The organism is Brevundimonas nasdae, from assembly GCF_016654005.1.
GTDB classification, from domain to species: domain Bacteria; phylum Pseudomonadota; class Alphaproteobacteria; order Caulobacterales; family Caulobacteraceae; genus Brevundimonas; species Brevundimonas nasdae.
On the sequence record NZ_JAEPWN010000008.1, the window covers coordinates 136,733 to 154,558 of the forward strand.

17 protein-coding genes are annotated in these 17,826 nt (G+C 65.1%); 9 read left to right on the forward strand and 8 right to left on the reverse strand.

Annotated features, from left to right (window positions below):
• The first annotated feature begins 1 nt into the window (after position 1).
• Positions 2-622 carry a hypothetical protein gene (locus tag JKF87_RS12940; protein WP_201100306.1) on the forward strand — a complete coding sequence of 207 codons (621 nt, stop codon included), beginning with the start codon at positions 2-4 and terminating at the stop codon, positions 620-622.
• Entirely contained in the window at positions 615-1,250 is a 636-nt protein-coding gene (locus tag JKF87_RS12945) for a squalene/phytoene synthase family protein (RefSeq protein WP_201100307.1), read from the forward strand. The genes JKF87_RS12940 and JKF87_RS12945 overlap by 8 nt, the downstream gene beginning before the upstream one ends.
• 2 nt (positions 1,251-1,252) lie before the next feature.
• Here JKF87_RS12945 and JKF87_RS12950 read toward each other — a convergent pair whose 3' ends face one another.
• On the reverse strand, positions 1,253-1,744 hold the full coding sequence (locus tag JKF87_RS12950) for a MarR family winged helix-turn-helix transcriptional regulator (RefSeq protein WP_201100308.1): 492 nt from the start codon (positions 1,742-1,744) through the stop codon (positions 1,253-1,255).
• Between the two features lie 68 nt (positions 1,745-1,812).
• Here JKF87_RS12950 and JKF87_RS12955 point away from each other — a divergent pair, with 68 nt between their 5' ends.
• On the forward strand, positions 1,813-3,018 hold the full coding sequence (locus JKF87_RS12955) for an MFS transporter (protein WP_201100309.1): 1,206 nt from the start codon (positions 1,813-1,815) through the stop codon (positions 3,016-3,018).
• A 20-nt stretch (positions 3,019-3,038) separates the two neighbouring features.
• Here JKF87_RS12955 and trmFO read toward each other — a convergent pair whose 3' ends face one another.
• Entirely contained in the window at positions 3,039-4,436 is a 1,398-nt protein-coding gene (gene trmFO, locus JKF87_RS12960; protein ID WP_201100310.1) for a methylenetetrahydrofolate--tRNA-(uracil(54)-C(5))-methyltransferase (FADH(2)-oxidizing) TrmFO, read from the reverse strand.
• A gap of 71 nt (positions 4,437-4,507) precedes the next feature.
• Between trmFO and JKF87_RS12965 the strand changes: the two genes are divergently transcribed.
• Genes JKF87_RS12965 through JKF87_RS12980 form a run of 4 tightly spaced genes read left to right on the forward strand, consistent with a single transcriptional unit; the run spans position 4,508 to position 8,116 of the window.
• Positions 4,508-5,305 (forward strand): hypothetical protein, encoded by a 798-nt coding sequence (locus JKF87_RS12965; protein WP_201100311.1) that lies wholly within the window; start codon positions 4,508-4,510, stop codon positions 5,303-5,305.
• Between the two features lie 22 nt (positions 5,306-5,327).
• Complete coding sequence (locus tag JKF87_RS12970) at positions 5,328-6,212, forward strand: hypothetical protein (RefSeq protein ID WP_201100312.1); 885 nt, start codon at positions 5,328-5,330, stop codon at positions 6,210-6,212.
• 30 nt (positions 6,213-6,242) lie between these two features.
• Positions 6,243-7,121, forward strand: a complete 879-nt coding sequence (locus JKF87_RS12975) for a hypothetical protein (RefSeq protein ID WP_201100313.1) — start codon at positions 6,243-6,245, stop codon at positions 7,119-7,121.
• Positions 7,122-7,156: 35 nt separating this feature from the next.
• The gene (locus JKF87_RS12980) at positions 7,157-8,116 is read left to right on the forward strand and encodes a CPBP family intramembrane glutamic endopeptidase (RefSeq protein WP_201100314.1); all 960 of its coding nucleotides are present in this window, start codon (positions 7,157-7,159) and stop codon (positions 8,114-8,116) included.
• Between the two features lie 178 nt (positions 8,117-8,294).
• On the opposite strand, the gene uvrA is transcribed toward JKF87_RS12980, so the two are convergent.
• Positions 8,295-11,237: an excinuclease ABC subunit UvrA gene (gene uvrA / locus JKF87_RS12985; RefSeq protein WP_201100315.1), complete on the reverse strand. Its 2,943-nt coding sequence runs from the start codon at positions 11,235-11,237 to the stop codon at positions 8,295-8,297.
• A 165-nt stretch (positions 11,238-11,402) separates the two neighbouring features.
• On the opposite strand from uvrA, the gene JKF87_RS12990 reads away from it, so the two are divergent.
• Entirely contained in the window at positions 11,403-11,837 is a 435-nt protein-coding gene (locus JKF87_RS12990) for a hypothetical protein (RefSeq protein WP_201100316.1), read from the forward strand.
• Here JKF87_RS12990 and JKF87_RS12995 read toward each other — a convergent pair.
• Complete coding sequence (locus tag JKF87_RS12995) at positions 11,834-12,334, reverse strand: group III truncated hemoglobin (protein ID WP_201100317.1); 501 nt, start codon at positions 12,332-12,334, stop codon at positions 11,834-11,836. The two genes, JKF87_RS12990 and JKF87_RS12995, sit on opposite strands and share 4 nt — an antisense overlap.
• Positions 12,335-12,545: 211 nt before the next feature.
• Between JKF87_RS12995 and JKF87_RS13000 the strand changes: the two genes are divergently transcribed.
• Positions 12,546-14,156 carry an ABC-F family ATP-binding cassette domain-containing protein gene (locus JKF87_RS13000; protein WP_201100318.1) on the forward strand — a complete coding sequence of 537 codons (1,611 nt, stop codon included), beginning with the start codon at positions 12,546-12,548 and terminating at the stop codon, positions 14,154-14,156.
• Between the two features lies 1 nt (position 14,157).
• Here the strand turns inward: JKF87_RS13000 and JKF87_RS13005 are convergent, their stop codons facing one another.
• The 4 genes from JKF87_RS13005 to JKF87_RS13020 all read right to left on the reverse strand — a co-directional run bounded on the left by JKF87_RS13005 (position 14,158) and on the right by JKF87_RS13020 (position 17,659).
• Entirely contained in the window at positions 14,158-15,735 is a 1,578-nt protein-coding gene (locus tag JKF87_RS13005) for an EAL domain-containing protein (protein WP_201100319.1), read from the reverse strand.
• 72 nt (positions 15,736-15,807) lie between these two features.
• The gene (locus JKF87_RS13010) at positions 15,808-16,245 is read right to left on the reverse strand and encodes a flagellar basal-body protein FlbY (RefSeq protein WP_201100320.1); all 438 of its coding nucleotides are present in this window, start codon (positions 16,243-16,245) and stop codon (positions 15,808-15,810) included.
• A complete protein-coding gene (locus tag JKF87_RS13015; protein ID WP_201100321.1) occupies positions 16,242-16,541 on the reverse strand; it encodes a rod-binding protein in 300 nt (99 codons plus the stop codon). Before JKF87_RS13015 ends, JKF87_RS13010 begins: the two co-directional genes overlap by 4 nt.
• Before the next feature lie 2 nt (positions 16,542-16,543).
• Complete coding sequence (locus tag JKF87_RS13020) at positions 16,544-17,659, reverse strand: flagellar basal body P-ring protein FlgI (RefSeq protein WP_201100322.1); 1,116 nt, start codon at positions 17,657-17,659, stop codon at positions 16,544-16,546.
• Between the last annotated feature and the right edge of the window lie 167 nt (positions 17,660-17,826).

Here is a 17,826-nt window from a genome sequence, read left to right on the forward strand (position 1 = left end):
CATGTCCGGACTGCTCGCCAATTTCCGCAACACCATCCTGCTCAGCGCCGTGCTGGCGGCGGTGATGATCTTCGCCTTCGGCCGCATCGCGCCGGGCGGATTCGACCTGATCTTCTGGCAGGCGGCGCTGCGCTGGGTGCACGTCGTGGCGGGCATTCTGTGGATCGGGCTGCTTTACTATTTCAACTTCGTCCAAATCCGTAAGATGCCGGAAATCCCCGGCGATCTGAAACCCGCCGTGTCGAAATACATCGCGCCCGAGGCCTTGTTCTGGTTCCGCTGGTCGGCGCTGGTGACGGTGCTGGCCGGTCTGGCCGTCATGGGCCTGCGCGGCCATGCCTATGCCGCCGAGGTGCTGAGCTTCGGCTTCGCAGGCGGTCTGCATCAGGGCGATCAGCAGTTCGCGTTGATGGGGCTGGGCGTCTGGCTGGCGATCATCATGTTCCTGAACGTCTGGGGCGTGATCTGGCCGAACCAGAAGCGTGCACTGGGTATCGTCGCCGTCGACGACGACAAGAAGGCCCGCGCCGCCCGCATCGCCATGCTGGGCAGCCGCACCAATCTGTTGCTATCGCTGCCGATGCTGACGGCCATGGCCATGTACCAGACCCTGTTTGGCTGATCCCGCCGAACAACTGGACGCCCAGGTCCGCGCCGCCGACCTCGACCGCTGGCTGTCCAGTCGGTTGGTTTCGGACGGCCGTGCGCGCGCGGACCTGATCGCCCTCTACGCCTTCGAGGCGGAACTGCTGGCCATACCCACACGCGTCACCCAGCCCCTGTTGGCCGAGATGCGCTACACCTGGTGGGCCGAGCAGATGGACGGCGTCTTCACCGGCGTGCCGCGCAAGGGGCATCCGGTGCTGGAGGCCCTGTCCGACATGGCGACGCGCCACGGACTGGAGCGCGGACCGTTCGACGCCCTGATCGAGGCGCATATCGGTCGCGTCCACGGCGAGCCGCATGACCTGGACGCCTTCTATGTCGGGCCGATGCAGACGGCGGTGCATGTGTTGACCGGACCGGGTCATGCGTCTGCTGTCGCTGACGTCGGACGGGTCTGGGGGCTTTCGCAGACCGGGCGGGCGGATGAGGCGAGGGCGCTGCGCCCCGCCGCCAATCGCGCCTTGAAATCCCTGCCGCCCGCCGCCTTCCCAGGCGTGGCCCATGCGGCGCTAGTGGGGCAGGACACGCCCGAACCGCTCAAGCGCCTGCGCCTGATCTGGGCCGCTCTGCGCGGGCGCATCTGAACCTAGGCGTTTAACCCGCTGACCAGTCGGGCCAACAGGCCATTGAGCAGCGTCTGCTCCTCTCGTGACAAGGGCGACAGGATTTCCTGCGCCGTCTGTTCATGAATCGACATCATGCCGTCGATCAGATCGAACCCCTTGTCCGTCAACTTGACCAGAGTGGCGCGGCGGTCGCTCGGATGGGGACCTCGCTCGACCAGACCGGCTTTCTCCAGCCGATCGATGCGTGCGGTCATGCCGCCAGACGACATCATGGTCGCCTCGAACAGAGCGGTGGGCGTCAAACCCGTCTGCGGCGCCGCCCGACGCAGGGTCGCCAGAACATCAAACTCGCCAGGCTGAAGCCCGTAGCCGGAGAAGATCGGCGCCTGTCGCTCGCGCACGATCAACTGGGATGCTTCGTTCAGGCGACCCAGCAACTCCATGGGCAGCATGTCCAGGTCGGGGCGTTGGACGGCCCATTCAGCAGCGGCGCGTGAGGCTCTGTCGGTCATTGGTTATCTTGACATCGAGATACTTAATGACGAGATACTAGCCCAGTTTTTGAGTGGAGTCCTCTGCCATGACCGTACGGTCCAACGGCGAATTGACGCGCGGCGCGCCCTTGCTGCTGTTGGCGGCCATCGTGGCCCTGGCGCTGAATCTGCGCCCCGCCATGGCGGCGGTTGGGCCTCTGCTGGATCTGATCGAAACGGCGACGGGGATGGATTCCACCGCCGCCAGCCTGTTGACGACCTTGCCGGTGTTGATGATCGGCGTGGGGGCTTTGTCCATCCGCCCGCTGCGACGGCGGTTGGGCGAGCGGCGGGGCATACTGCTGGGCGCATTGCTGATCGGCGTCGCTTGTTTGGTGCGGGTCTTGTTTCGGGAAACAGCCAGCCTGATCGCCAGCGCGGTGGTCGTCGGCGTCGGCGTCGCCCTGATTCAGGCCCTGGCGCCTGTCGTCATCAAGCGGGCCTTCCCGGCGCGGTTCGGCACAGTGATGGCGCTTTACACCACGGGCATCATGGGCGGCGCGGCCATAGCGGCGGCGACAGCGGCGGGCCTGGCCGAGGTGATCGGCTGGGCGGGAACCTTGGCCTTGTGGAGCGTTCCGGCCTTTGTGGCGGCGGTCGTGTGGCTGTGCGCGGCGCGTGACCCGGCGGCGGAAGAACCCAACCGACTGGCGGTCGCCGAAGCGACGCATCCCGAAATCCCCTTCTGGAGACAGGGGCGGGCGTGGAGCCTGATCCTGGTTCTGGGGCTGGGGACGTCAGCCTATACGTTGGTTCTGGCCTGGTTGCCGCCCTTCTATGTCGATCTGGGGCAGCCGCGCGCGACGGCGGGCTATCTGCTCAGCGCCATGACGGGGGCAGAGGTCGCGGCGGGCCTTCTGGTGTCGGTTCTGATCGGGCGCTTCCCGGACCGTCGCGGTCCAATCCTGACCGCCCTGATTCTGGCGTTGGTCGGTCTGGCGGGGTTGGTCGTCGCGCCCGTCAGCCTGGCGGTTCCGGTCGTGCTGGTCATGGGGCTGGGGATCGGCGCCATCTTCCCGCTGACGCTGATCCTGTCGATGGACCAGATTGATGATCCGGCCCGTTCAGGCGATCTGCTCGCCTTCGTTCAGGGCGGCGGCTACATCATCGCCAGCCTGTCGCCCCTGGCCGCCGGTCTGCTGCGAGATCATGTCGCCGATCTGACTCAGGCGTGGGTCGCCATGGGCGTCGGAATTCTGATCCTGGCCGTGGTCACCCTGGGCTTCCGGCCGGGTCTTCCCAAACTGCATTGAGACGACCCGGCCGATGCGGTTCAGCCCGCGTCGCGCCAAGCTTTCAGGCTGTCGAGCGCGCGGATGCTCATCAGGCGTTTCTTGGCGCGGCCGCGTTCCTTCAGCGGAATCTTCTTGCCCTCTTCATCGACCTTGGGCGCTTCCAGCGGGGGCAGCAGGCCGTAGTTGATGTTCATCGGCTGGAACTTCGAGCCAGCCATGTGTCCGCCCGTGATGTGCTCGACCAGCGCGCCCATCGCCGTTTCGGGCGGCGGGGCCGACAGGTCGCGACCCAGGGCCTGAGCCGCCGCCAGACGCCCGGTCAACAGGCCCATGGCGGCGCTTTCGACATAGCCCTCGACGCCCGTGACCTGACCGGCGAACCGCAGGCGGGGGATGGCCTTCAGCCGCAGTTGCTTGTCCAGAAGTTCCGGGCTGTTCAGATAGGTGTTGCGGTGCAGGCCGCCCAGACGCGCGAACTGGGCGTTCTGCAGGCCGGGGATCATGCGGAAGGTCTCGGCCTGCACGCCGTGCTTCAGCTTGGTCTGGAAGCCGACCATGTTGAACAGGGTGCCCAGCGCATTGTCCTGACGCAGTTGGACGATGGCGTAGGACTTGACCAACGGATCGCGTGGATTGGTCAGGCCGACGGGCTTCATCGGGCCGTGGCGCAGGGTTTCGCGACCGCGCTCGGCCATGACCTCGATGGGCAGGCAGCCGTCGAAATAGGGGACGTTCTCCCATTCCTTGAACTCGGCCTTGGGGCCGTTCAGCAGGGCGTCGATAAAGGCGTCATACTGTTCCTTGTTCATCGGGCAGTTGACATAGGCGGCGGCGTCTCCGCCCGGGCCTTCCTTGTCATAGCGCGACTGTCGCCAGGCGATGTCGAAGTCGATGCTGTCGGCGTGGACGATGGGGGCGATGGCGTCGAAGAACGACAGGCTTTCCTGATCCGTGGCCTTCAGTACAGCCTCGGCCAGCGCCGGGGAGGTCAGCGGCCCGGTGGCGACGATGACATTGTGCCATTCTTCGGGCGGCAGGCCCGCGATCTCCTCGCGCACGATGGTCACCAGCGGGTGGGCTTCCAGCTTGGCGGTGACAGCCTGGGAGAAGGCGTCGCGGTCAACGGCCAGGGCGCCGCCTGCGGGCACCTGATTGATGTCGCCGCAGGCCATGATCACCGAATCCAACGCGCGCATTTCCGCGTGCAGCAGGCCGACCGCATTGAACTGCCAGTCATCCGACCGGAACGAGTTGGAGCAGACCAGTTCGGCCAGCCCGTCCGTCTGGTGGGCGTCGGTCTTGATGCCCGGAACGCCGCGCATTTCGTGCAGAATGACGGGCACGCCGGCCTGGGCGATCTGCCAGGCGGCTTCGGATCCGGCGAGGCCGCCACCGATGACGTGGACGGGTGAAGGAGAGGTGGTGGAAGCAGTCATGGCGGCCTAATAGCCGTCGTCTGGCCGCGCGTCACGATCCCCTGCTATATCGCGCGTTCAGAGGGGGCGGCATGACGCGCAAAAACAGACAGTTGCGACTGGGCGATGCTTTGTCAGCGACGGTTCCGGGGATGATCCGGGGCTGGAGGACTGCGTGGGGCGCGGTGGTCGTTGGGGCTGTCGTCTGGGGCGTGCGGCCGTTCGTCGCCGATGGCTTGGTCTGGGCATGGACTCTGGCCGCCGTGGCGGCGACGTTGGTGCTGACGGGCGCTTTGACGCGGGTTTCGATTTCAGCGGATCAGGCGGACGCCCGGCGTCTGGGACTGGGTCCGGTCGGTCTGCAGTTCAGGATGCCGGAGTTGAGGCTGGCGGGGGCGGCGGCCCTGTGCGCCGTCTTCATGGCCATGATCGTATCCGTGGTGGCCCTGGTGCTGCTGGCGGTGTTCGGCATGGCGGGACTGGACGCCAGCGCCATTCAGGCGCGTGAATGGGCGGCGGTCGGACCGGCATGGAAGTTGGTCTTGCTTGCCGTGCTGACGGTTGGAGTCCTGTTCGCCGTGGCGGCCCTGATCATGCGGCTGTCGCTGTTCGCAGCGGCGACCGTGGGGCGCGGACATATGGTGTCGCTGAACAGCATGGCCCTTACGCGCGATGTCTTCTGGCCCCTGTTCGCGGGATTGATCCTCGTCGCCGTCCCGAAGTTTCTGCTGATCAGCCTGTGGTCGACAGGCCTGCTGACGGGCGCAGTCGGTTGGGTGGTTTGGGCGGTCGTACTGAATCTTGTGCAAGGACCGCTGGCCCTGGCCTATCTGGGGGCGGTCTATCGCCAGGTCGAATCCCACACGCCGCAAGGAGGCGCACGTGACTGAGAGCTTTTCCATCAGCGAGGCCATGGCCACGCCGTTGCGCGTGATCCGCCGTCATCCGGCGGCCGTTTTCGTCTGGGGGTTTGTGGTCGCTGTGTTCACCGTGTTGGCGGCGCTGATGATCTTCGGGACATTGGCGAATATTCCGCTGGGTGACGGTGCGGAGCCTCCGCCTGAATTCCTGGGTCAGATCATGGCGATGCAGGGCATTTCCATGCTGATGAATATCGCTCAGCTTGTGCTGACCGTGGCGGTCTGGGCGGCGACCATGCGGGCGACGCTGCGAATTGGGCGACCTGACAAATGGTTCTTCCTACGCGTCGGCATGGATGAGTTGCGTGTCGGTGTGGTGGGGATCGCCCTGTTCATTGGAGCCTATCTCGCCGTGCTGATCATGGTGGTGATCGGTGCGCTGGTCACCGCCATCGTGTGGCATGTTAGTCAGGCGGTGGCGCTTGTCCTCGGCATCGTGCTGTTTCTGGCGCTGGTCGCCTTCGTCGCCGTGGCGACGGCGCGACTGTCGCTGATTGCTCCTGCAACAATGATCCTGGGGCGTTTGGCCTTCGTGGAAGGCTGGAACCTCGGCAAGAAGCGAGCCCTGCCGCTGCTGGGTCTGCTGGTCTGCACCTGGCTGGTCTATCTTGTGGTCTATTTTATCATCGCCTTTGTGGTGATCATCATCCTGTTCGCCACCGGAGCCTTCGCCCATATGGCCGCAATCGGAGACGCGGTGACATTCGGCGACTTGTTCCCTTCGGCGCCCGTGATGTGGAGTGTCGCCTTGCTGACCGTGGGGCCGGGCGCCTTCCTCTATGGTTCGGTGATGACGCTGTTGTCGGCGCCCTTTGTGTCCGCGGCCCGACAATTGCTGGATGGCGCGCCAGAGGACGCCGTGCGCGCATTGGTCTAAGATCATTTCGAATCTGAGCTGGAGTGCGACATGAGTTTTTCCGCTACTGAAGCGGCCTTCGAAGGCTTTCGCGTCGTTCGTCGCCACCCCGCCGCCGCGCTGTTCTGGGGTGTGGCCTATCTGGCGATGTTCCTGGCGATGTTCGGCCTTGGGGCCGGACACTGGGCGACCTTCATGGCGTCGGCCGAGAGCCTGCAGAGCGGCTCCGGGTCGCCTCAGGCGCAACTGGAAGGCATAGGCGAGGCCTATGCGGCCATGTTCGGCGGGATCGCGTGGATCATTCCGGTGGGTTTGATCCTGAGCGCGGTGCTCAGCGCCGCTGTAGCGCGCTCCGTGCTGCGGCCTGACCAGACCCGCTGGGGCTATCTGCGTCTGGGCATGGATGAGGTTCGCGTGCTGATCGTCACCCTGATCGTCAGCCTTGGCCTTGGTCTGGCCAGCGGTATCGCGATGACGGTGGTCACGGCGCTGGCCGCGTCGGGACAGCCGATCCTGGCCCTGGCGGGGCTGCTGGCCGGACTGGCTGCAATCGGCGGCGTGATCTGGCTGGCCGTGCGCCTCAGCCTTGCTGTGCCGATCACGGTGGACACGGGCAAGATCGCCGTCATGGAATCCTTCAAGGCGACCAAGGGACGCTTCTGGCCCCTGCTGGGCATGGCGATCCTGGCCTTCGTAATGTTCATGGTCGTCAGCATTCTGGGCGGCATCATCAGTGCGGCTGTCAATCTGGCGGGCGGCGGCATCGAAGGCCTGGCCCGGTTCAGCGGTCAGTCATCGGTGGAGATACTGGCCCAGGCCTGGCTGCCCATCCTGCTCTGGTCCGTGGTCAACGCCTTCCTGTCGGCATTGCAGATCGCTGTGGTCTATGCACCCTTCTCGGCGGCGTGGCTGGGCATTCGCGGCCGCTGAGTCCAAGAAACAGTCTTCTCGGGGAAGAACAGGCCATGGCGGGTATTGAACTCTACGCACCGCGTGAGCCGCGTCATCGCCGAACGTGGACGGCTGTGGCGCTGATCCTGGCGGTGGTGTTCATCATCCTGGGGCAGACCTTGTCCATGATCCCGGCGATCCTGCTGGGCTGGGTGGACATGCAGGGCCAGAGCCAGGGTTGGGGCGCCATGGCCTATACCTTGGCCGGGTTCGCGGTCATCGCCGTGATCACCATCGGCTGGGTGATCCTGTTTGAGCGGCGCAGCATCCGCGCCATCGGCTTCAATGATCAGGGGCTGAAGCGTTTCCTGCGCGGATACGGCATCGGCCTGGCCTTCCTGCTGACCGTTGTCGGCCTCATCGCGGCGCTGGGCGGCTATCGCATAGAAGCGGGTGGGGCCTTCACCACGCCAAACGTGCTGGGCGCGCTGTTTCCCATTGTCGTACTGCTGATCGGCTTCATCATTCAGGGCTCGACGGAAGAGATCGTCACGCGCGGCTGGCTGATGCAGGTCATCGCGTCACGCCACGGTCTGGGTTGGGGCATCGGGTTGAGTTCGGCCCTGTTCGGGTTGCTGCATGCAGGCAATATCAAGCCGTCCCCGGAACTGGTGGTCGGCGTGGCCAATGTGGTGTTGTTCGGGGTGATGATCGGCTTCTACGCCGCGCGCGAGGGATCGCTGTGGGGCGTGTGCGGCTGGCACGCGGCCTGGAACTGGCTGCTGGGCCTGGGCTTTGGGCTAGAGGTGTCGGGGCAGGTGATCCAGACGCCGCCGCTGATCATCGATCTTGCCGACCGCACAGGCGCGCCCTGGTGGCTGACCGGCGCCGCCTTTGGGCCGGAAGGCAGCGTGGTCACGACGGCTGTGCTGCTGCTCGCCTGTGTCGTCTTGGCGTTGCGCTGGCGCAGCAAGGATTACGGCGTTGTGAGTAAGGTGCCCGTGGTGGTCGGTGAAGAGAAGGCGCCGGTTTAGGTTAAGACTCGAACCGTCATTCCGGGGCGTCCGAAGGACGAACCCGGAAGCCAGGAAATGGACATCCAGCGACGAACGCCCTCAGGGACGAGATTATCTCTCTGGGTTCCGGGTTCTTCGCTCCGATCAGCCCCGGAATGACGAATTAAGAGCGCGGTGTACTGAAAGTCGATTGGGCCTAAGCCGACGCCTTCGCCTTCTTGCGGGCGGGTTTGGCGTCCGAAACACCCAGAGCCGCGACGCGGGCCTTGCGGCGCGCCTCGTGCCGGTCCAGCACCTCTTTGAGGTATTTGCCGGTCCAACTGGCCTTGTTGTCCGCCACCTGTTCGGGCGTGCCGACCGCCACGATCTCGCCGCCGCCGTCGCCGCCTTCGGGGCCGAAGTCCAGCAGGTAGTCAGCAACCTTGATCACATCGAGATTGTGCTCGATCACCACAATGGTGTTGCCCGCCTCGACCAGTTCCTGCAGCACCTCCAGCAGCTTGCGGGTATCCTCGAAATGCAGGCCGGTGGTCGGCTCGTCGAGGATGTACAGGGTGCGGCCCGTGGCGCGTTTCGACAGTTCCTTGGACAGTTTGACCCGCTGGGCCTCGCCGCCTGACAGGGTTGTGGCGGGCTGGCCGACCTTGACGTAGCCCAGGCCCACGCGCTCCAGCGTCAGCATCTTGTCGCGGATCGGCGGCACGGCCTTGAAGAAGGTCGCGGCCTCTTCGACTGTCATGTCCAGCACGTCCGAGATGGACTTGCCCTTGAACACGATCTCGAGCGTCTCGCGGTTGTAGCGTTTGCCCTTGCAGACGTCGCAGGTGACATAGACGTCAGGCAGGAAGTGCATCTCGATCTTGATGACGCCGTCGCCCTGACAGGCCTCGCAGCGGCCGCCCTTGACGTTGAAGCTGAACCGGCCCGGCCCATAGCCGCGCGCCTTGGACTCCGGCAGACCCGCATACCAGTCGCGGATGGGGCCAAAGGCGCCGGTGTAGGTGGCGGGGTTGGAACGCGGCGTACGGCCGATGGGCGATTGATCGATGTCGATCACCTTGTCGAACTGCTCCAGCCCCTCGATCCGGTCGAAGGGGGCGGGGGCTTCGGACGCATTGTTCAGCCGGCGCGCGGCGGCCTTGTACAGGGTCTCGATGGTGAAGGTGGACTTGCCCCCGCCCGACACGCCTGTGATGCAGGTGAAGACGCCCACCGGGATTTCGCCGGTGACATTCTTCAGATTGTTGCCGGTCGCGCCGCTGATCTTGAGCATCCGCTTGCGGTCGATGGGGCGGCGCCCGTCAGCCGGGATTTCGATTTCCCGTTCGCCGGTCAGATATTTGCCGGTCAGGGAGTTGGAATTGGCCATGACCTGTTCGGGCGTGCCCTCCGCGCAGACCTGTCCGCCATGAACCCCGGCGGCCGGCCCCATGTCGATCACATAGTCGGCGGTCAGGATGGCTTCTTCGTCGTGTTCGACCACCAGCACGGAGTTGCCCAGGTCGCGCAGGCCCTTCAGGCTTTCCAGCAGGCGGGTGTTGTCGCGCTGGTGCAGGCCTATGGACGGTTCGTCCAGCACGTAGAGCACGCCGGTCAGGCCCGAGCCGATCTGGGACGCCAGACGAATGCGCTGGCTCTCGCCGCCCGACAGGGTGCCGGAGGAGCGGGACATGTTCAGGTAGTCCAGGCCGACATTGTTCAGGAACCGCAGCCGGTCGCAGATCTCCTTCAGGATGCGGCGGGCGATTTCGGCCTGTTTCTCCGTCAGACTTTCTTCGATGGTCGAGAACCACAGATAGGCCTTGGAGATCGACAGCATGGAGATGTCCGCGATGTCCTCGCCGCCGACCTTGACCGCCAGGGCCTCGGGCTTCAGGCGCTTGCCGTGGCAGGCGTCGCACGGGGTTTCGGACTGGTAGCGGCCCAGCTCCTCGCGCACCCAGGCGCTGTCCGTCTCGCGCCAGCGGCGTTCAAGGTTCGGCAGGACGCCTTCGAACGGCTTGGACACCTCATATTTGCGGGCGTTGTCGTCGTAGGTGAATTTGATCTTCTCGGCGCCGGTTCCGTACAGGATCGCCTTGTGCGCCTGGGCCGGAAGGTCGCGCCACGCCACATCCATCGAGAAGCCGTAGTGCAGTGAAAGCGACTGCAGCGTCTGGGTGTAGAGAGGCGAGGGGCCGCGCGCCCAGGGTGAGACGGCGCCCTTGTGCAGGGTCTTGTCGCGGTCCGGGATCACCAGATCGGCGTCGAAGGCCAGTTTGACGCCCAGGCCGTCGCACACCGGGCAGGCGCCGAACGGGTTGTTGAACGAAAACAGGCGGGGCTCGATCTCGGAGATCGTGAAGCCGGACACCGGACAGGCGAACCGTTCAGAGAACAGGATGGTCCGGGGCGCGGTTTCCCCCTCGTTCGTCGAGGCCCATTCGGCGTTGGCGACGCCGTCGGCCAGGCTCAGCGCCGTCTGCAGACTGTCGGCGTAGCGGCCTTCCTGATCCGGCTTGGTGACGATCCGGTCCACGACGATGTCGATGTCGTGCTTGAATTTCTTGTCCAGCGTCGGGGCTTCGTCGATGGGGTAGAACTGGCCGTCGATCTTCAGGCGCTGGAATCCCTGCCGCTGCCACTCGGCGATCTCTTTCTTGTATTCCCCCTTGCGGCCCCGGACGACGGGAGCCAGCAGCAGGATGCGCTCTCCGCCAGGCAGGGCGGTCAGCTTGTCGACCATCTGGCTGATGGTCTGGCTTTCGATCGGCAGGCCCGTCGCGGGCGAATAGGGGACACCCACACGCGCCCACAGCAGACGCATGTAGTCGTGAATCTCGGTCACCGTGCCGACGGTCGATCGCGGGTTCTTGGACGTCGTCTTCTGTTCGATGGAGATGGCCGGGGACAAGCCCTCGATCAGGTCCACGTCGGGCTTGCCCATCAGCTCCAGGAACTGACGCGCATAGGCCGACAGGCTCTCGACATAGCGACGCTGCCCCTCGGCGTAGATGGTGTCGAACGCCAGTGAGGATTTGCCCGAGCCCGAAAGCCCGGTCATCACCACCAGCTGCTCGCGCGGAATATCCAGGTCCACGCCTTTGAGATTGTGCTCGCGGGCGCCGCGAACGCGGATGAAGTTGTGCTTTTCAGTCATGGAGTCCGAGAACGCGGGGAAGGCCGGACAGGTCCGGTGCGACGACGCTATATGGGGATTAGTTTGTGTGATTCAGCAAGAACATTGTGGGAACATTGCGGCTGAAATCAGGGTTGTGTGAACCGTGACTGACGATAGATTGCGGGCGGACGCGAGGGAGCCTTCATGTATCTCAGAACCTTGGGCGCAGTTGCGGCGGTTTCTACGCTGGCGGCCTGCACCTTCAATGCGAACCTGCCCAAGTCCGATCCGGCGCTGAACGCCGAGGCGCAGGCTTTCTACGGCGATCTGGCGGCGGGGCAGGACGAAGCGCTTCTGGCGCGGATGTCGTCCAAGAACGACGCTGGGGCGATCCGGGCTCAGATCCCCATGCTGCGCAACATTATCGCGAATGCGCCGATACCTGAACCGAAAGTGGTCGGTTTTCAAAGCGTGACCAGCACGCAGGGGCGTTTCTATCGCGTGCAGCAGGATTACGCCTATCCAGACCGCGTGGCGCATGTGGAGACCAACTTCGTCAAGGAAGGCGACGGCTGGAAGGTGTTGGGCTTCAACGTGAACATCACGATGACTGCTGCGCCCGCAGAGGCCACAATCTAGCCCTGATCCGGCGTCCAGCCTTCGAAGGGCCGGACATAGCGTTCGCCCTTGGCCAGCAGGACCTTGTTGGCGTTGGCGACGCCAAGCTCCAGGCTTTCGGCGATGCGGCGGGCGCGTTCGATGAAGTGTTTGGCGGCGACGGGCGGGCACAGTTCGTTGGCGGTGACGACGAAGATCTCCAGCCAGCGGTCGAAATGGCGAGCGTCGATGGGCAGGGGCAGATGTTTGGGCATGGGCCGCCCCTGATAGACGCCGGTGGACAGGGCGACGGACGACCAGAACAGCTTCATCTGGGCCAGATGCGGCGCCCAGTCGGCGATGCGGGCGGCGAAGATCGGTCCGATCAGGCCGTCTTCTCGGACGCGGGCGTAGAAGCCCTCGACCAGGGCGTCGATCATCGCCTCGTCAATGCCGGTCTCGTCACGCAGTTGCTGCACGGCGGCTTCGCGACGGGCAGCGGCGCCAGCGGCGTCTTCGATGCGAAAGGGAACTTGCATGACCGCCGTTTATCGCGCGCCGCCGGTGGGGTCGAGGGACCACGCTGTTAACCAGTCTTCACGCGGGCGTGTTCGCAGCCGGGGTTGCGCATCGCAACATTCGCACCCATCCTCTCTGTTCTGACGGCTTTTCGAGTAAGAGGCACGACAATCATGATCAGCATTCTGGGAACCGGTTTCGCCCTTTCCGCCCTGCTGCTCGCGATTCTCCATGCCAATAAGCCAAAGCCAAAGCCCGTCCCCATCCGCGTTCGCGACACTCGACAAGGTCGCCGCTAGGACGCCTGACGGCTCCATACTCTTCGACAATCTGAGCCTGACGTTTGGGCCTGAGCGCACCGGCGTCGTCGGTCGCAATGGCGCGGGCAAGAGCACTTTATTGCGCCTGCTGTCCGGCGACCTGGCGCCCGCTGAAGGCGCTGTTGCGCGTGTCGGGAGCCTCGGCGTCCTGAACCAGAGGCATGATCAGGCGCCGGGAGAGACGACTGCCGTTCTGCTCGGCGTGGCGGATGATCTGGCGGTGATCGACCGCATCCTGGCGGGCGAAGGCGGCGAAGACGATCTGGCGGTCGCGGACTGGACCCTGGAGGCGCGCATTGGCGACGTGCTGGATCAGGTCGGGCTGACGGGTTTGTCGCTGGAACGACAGGCGGATGGGCTCAGCGGCGGCGAGCAGACGCGTTTGAGACTGGCGGGGCTGTTGCTGAGGCAACCTGATCTGTTGCTGCTGGATGAGCCGACCAACCATCTGGACGCCGATGCTCGTCGTCTGGTCGCGCAGGTGCTGGAACGATGGCAGGGCGGGGCGGTGGTGGTCAGCCACGACCGCGAACTGCTGCGCCGGATGGATCGGATCATCGAAATCTCCAGCCTGGGCGTCGAGGTCTTCGGCGGCGGCTACGACCTCTATGCCGAACGCAAGGCCGAGGCGCGGCAGGCGGCGGAACGGGAACTGGCTGACGCGGAAAAGGGCGCGGCGCGATCCGCCAGCGACGCCCAACGCCGCGCCGAGGCCAAGGCGCGACGCGACGCCGCCGGACGGCGCAAGGCGGGCAAGGGGGACATGCCGAAAATCCTGTTGGGCGCGCGGGCCGAGCGGGCCGAGAACACCGGAGGCCGCGACCGGCTGCTGGCCTCGCGTCAGGCTGAAGAGGCTCAGACGACGCTGGAGGCGGCGCAGGCGCGGATCGAGCGGGTGCGGGCGCTGTCGATCCCCATGCCGCCGACTGGTCTGTCCGCAGGGCGCACAGTGTTGGACGTGCGTGATCTGGAATGGTCGACGCCGCAGGGAAGACGGACCATCGGGCCGATCAGTCTCAAGATCGTGGGGCCTGAACGGGTCGCGGTGACCGGCCCGAACGGAGCAGGCAAGTCAACGCTGCTGCATCTGATCGCGGGCGATCTGGCGCCGACCTCTGGGGCGGTTGAGCGGCCTGTGGCGGCGGTCCTGCTGGATCAGGAGGCGGCGATCCTGAAACCGGATGAAACCTTGATCGAGGCGTGGCGTCGGCTGAACCCTGAGGGTACGGCGAACGACGCCCATGCGGCGCTGGCGCGGTTCCTGTTCCGCAACACGGCGGCGCATCGCAAGGTCGGCGAACTGTCAGGCGGAGAACGGCTGCGCGCGGCCCTGGCCTGCGTGATGACAGGGCGGACCCCGGCGCAGCTTCTGATCCTGGATGAACCGACCAATCACCTCGACCTGGATTCGGTGGCGGCGGTTGAGGCGGCTCTGGCGGCCTATGACGGGGCGTTGATCGTGGTCAGCCACGACCCGGACTTCATCGACGCCATAGGAATAGAACGCGTGGTGGCGCTGTAGGTCAGCCCCAGGCCTCGACGGCGCCGCGACGGCGGGCGGCTGACACGGTGGTCAGGCTGGTGCGGGGTTCGGCCTCCGCGCGGCCGAACAGCCAGCCCTGGCCGTAGGTGACGCCCAGGGCCTTCAACTGGGCGGCGACCGCTTCTGTCTCGATCATTTCGGCGATGGTTTCGAGGTTCAGCGACTGGCAAAGCTGGGTCACGCTGCGCAACATGGTGCGGGCGCGGTTGTCAGTGTCGATGTCGCGCACCAGAGAGCCGTCGATCTTGACCGCATCGACCGACAGATTGCGCAGATAGTCATAGGCGGCCGAGCCTGCGCCGAAGTCGTCGATGCAGACCTTGATGTTTGCGGCGCGCAGGGCGGCGATGCGGCGGTTCGCGGCTTCGATGTCGGCGAGGGCCGCTGTTTCGGTGACCTCTACGATCAGACGTGATCGCTCTTCTGGCGCGCCCGATGTCATGTGCAGCAACTGTTCGACATAGGCGTCGGAACTGAGTGATGCGCCCGAGACATTGATGGCCATCTTGAGCAGGCCCGCGCCGGGCCGCCGCATCCGCTTCAGCACCTTTTCCGCCACGGCCAGATCAAAGGATTCGATCAGATCCAACTCCTCGGCCATGCGTATGGCGTCGGCGGGGCTGTTGTTTGGGCTGAAACGGGCCAGGGCCTCGAAATGGTGCACGGCCCGCGTCGAGAGGTCGACAATCGGCTGGTAATGAATCTGAAAAGCGCGCGCCTTCACCAGGTTACGGAACAACTCCGCATCACGCAGGGTGCGTTTCAACGACTCTGAGAAGGCAATCTGCGGATTGGCCAGACCGCCGTCCTTCAGGCAGTCCTCGATGGCGAAACGCATGGCCCGCAGGACGCAGAGATTGTCGGATTGTTCGGGCACGGGCGCGGCATAGGTTTCGGCGTTCAGGGCCACGCCTTCCGTCTTTCCGGCCTCAATGATCTCGGCGGCCAGGTCGCGTTGGTCGTCCGCTGGGCGCAGCAACGCGAACCTTTCGGCGGTGATCTTGGCGGCGGACGAACCCTGAGCCGCCGCCGACTGAAGTGTCGCCTGAATACGCTGGTGCACCCGGTCCGCTGCATCGCCAGACAGGCCCGCGACGCCCTGAACATCGAGGAAGGCTAGCGACAGTCCGGGCGTTTCGGCGACGATGCGGCCGGCGTCAGCCAGGAAGGCCTGCACATCCAACAGCGCAGTCGGCTGCAGATCCGCTATCGAGAAGGCGGGACCATCATAGGCGATGGCGCAGGAGATGGCCGGGGCCAGTTCGGGCAGGACAAAAGCCCGCAGAAAGGCGCGACGAACCTGACCGGGCCCTGCGGCGATCAGAATGTCCATCTGCGCCGAGCGTGCGCCGGGTCTGGTGTGGCGGATCGCCGCCATGGCCGACGAACCATCATGCAGCACGTCGGCGAAAGGCCTGTTTTTCCACGCCACGCCTGCGTCATGGCCGAGTTGGGCGGCTGCGCCTATCGCAAAGACCACATCGCCCTGTGGGGTCAGCTCAACAAGAGCATCGGCGGACGCAAAGGCGAGACCAAGAAGACGTGTAGTCAGCGACATGCTGCAACCCTTGCATGCGTCCGCTTAAGGAAACGGCAACAAGGCGGGCGTGCTGCGTCTTCTGATTGACCGTCAGGCCATGCGGTTCAGGGCGACGGCGCGCCCGTCGCCCTGAGCAGCGCGTCCGTCGGCGGAATAGGCAGAGGCAGGCGTGCGCGCGGCGGTGACTTCATGGGCGATGGCGCGGACCAGACCCTCGGAAATGGTGCGGGCGGCCTCGACGGCCTGAGCATGGTTGGCCAGCACGGTGTTGAAGGTTTCGGTCGCCTCCAGCAACGCCTTGCGGTCTTCCAGCGGAGCGTCTTTCAGCAGGGAAGGATTGGCCTTCACATGACCGGAATCGCGGCGATAGACATTGGCCATGTCCTGCGTCTCGGTCAGACCGGCGACGATGTCCTGTGGTCGGCTGTCCTCAAAGGCGCGCGTCTCGACCATAAGGCGTTCGGTCAGGCGTTGTGTCAGGTCCAGCAGTTGGCGGACGCGGGCGCGGGCCAGTTCGGGATCGCTCATTGTCCCTGCTCCTGCATTTTCAGCATTTCGCTCATGACCGTGTCGGCCAGGCCGATGCCACCGGCGGCGACGGTCTTCTTGGCCATTTCATCGACGAGGAAGCTGCGCCACGTTTCTTCGGCCTGGCCGCCGCCGAACAGGCCGTCGGTCTTGAGGCCCTGGAACATGGGCTTGAGCATCTGGGACAGGAAGGAGGCTTCGAAGTCCTGTGCGGTCTTCTTGATCCGGTCGGAGGCAGCGGCGCCGAGGCTGGGCGCCGGGCGCAGCAGGTCGGCGGAGACGGACAGTTCGCTCATGCTCACATCACCTGAATGTCGGCTTGCAGGGCGCCTGCGGCCTTGATGGCCTGCAGGATGCTGATCATGTCGCGCGGACTGACGCCAAGGGTGTTCAGGCCGTGGACCAGGGTGGACAGGTTGCCGCCGCCGTCGATGAGCCGCATCTCCGTGCCCAGATCCTCTTCGATCCGAACCTGGGTGCTGGGGACCACGGCGGTCTGACCGCGGCTGAACGGCGCGGGTTGGCTGACGACCGGCTGTTCATCGACAGAGATGGTCAGGTTGCCCTGGGCGATGGCGACGCGGGAGATGCGAACGGCGTCGCCCATGACGATGACGCCGTTCACTTCGTCGATGATGACCTTGGCGGGGGTGTCGACGGTGATCGGCAGGTTCTCGATACGGCTGATGAAGCCCGCCATCCCCAGTTGGCCGGGCGAACGCAGGGCTACGACCGTGCCGCTTTCCGCCAGGGCCGAGCCGGGGAAGGAGGCGTTGATGACGCCCGCCACCCGCTGGGCGGTGGTGAAGTCGGGGTTGCGCAGGTTCAGGCGAACCTCATTCATGTTCGACAGTTCAAAGCCCGTCTCGCGTTCGACCGTGGCGCCGGAAGCGATGCGCCCGGCGGTGGGAACGCCGCGCGTCACGGATGAGCCCGAGGCGCCGGACGCCGAGACGGACCCGGTCTGGATCGAGCCCTGGGCCACGGCATAGACCTGACCGTCTGCGCCCTGCAGTCCGGTAACCAGCAGGGTGCCGCCCAGCAGGCTCTTGGCGTCGCACATGGACGAGACGGACACGTCGATGCGCGAACCGGGGGTGGCGAAGGCGGGCAGGTCCGCGGTCACCATGATGGCCGCCATATTCTTGGAGTTTGCCGTGGCGCCGCGAATATTGACGCCCAGACGCTCGGTCATGCCTTCCAGCGACTGGCGGGTGAAGGGGCAGTTGCGCAGGCTGTCGCCCGTGCCGTTCAGGCCGACGACCAGACCGTAGCCAACGAGCTGGTTGGTGCGGACGCCCTCGACCGACGCGATGTCCTTGATGCGCGACTGGGCCAGAACCGGGCTCGCCAATCCGCCCAGCGCAAGGGTTGCGGCGAGGGGGGCGATAAGGCGGGCAAGCAGATTTTGCATCGGTCAGACGTCCATGCAGCGTAACGCGCCTGCTGATGCGAGGATCGTGCCGTTAAAAAAGTCCATTTGAATCAACGTGACGAGGGCTGTTCAGCGGTGTTTCAGCGGCAGTTTTTGCCGGGCCGTTAACCAAACAGTCACCCGGGGGGCTCAAGCATGATCGTAAT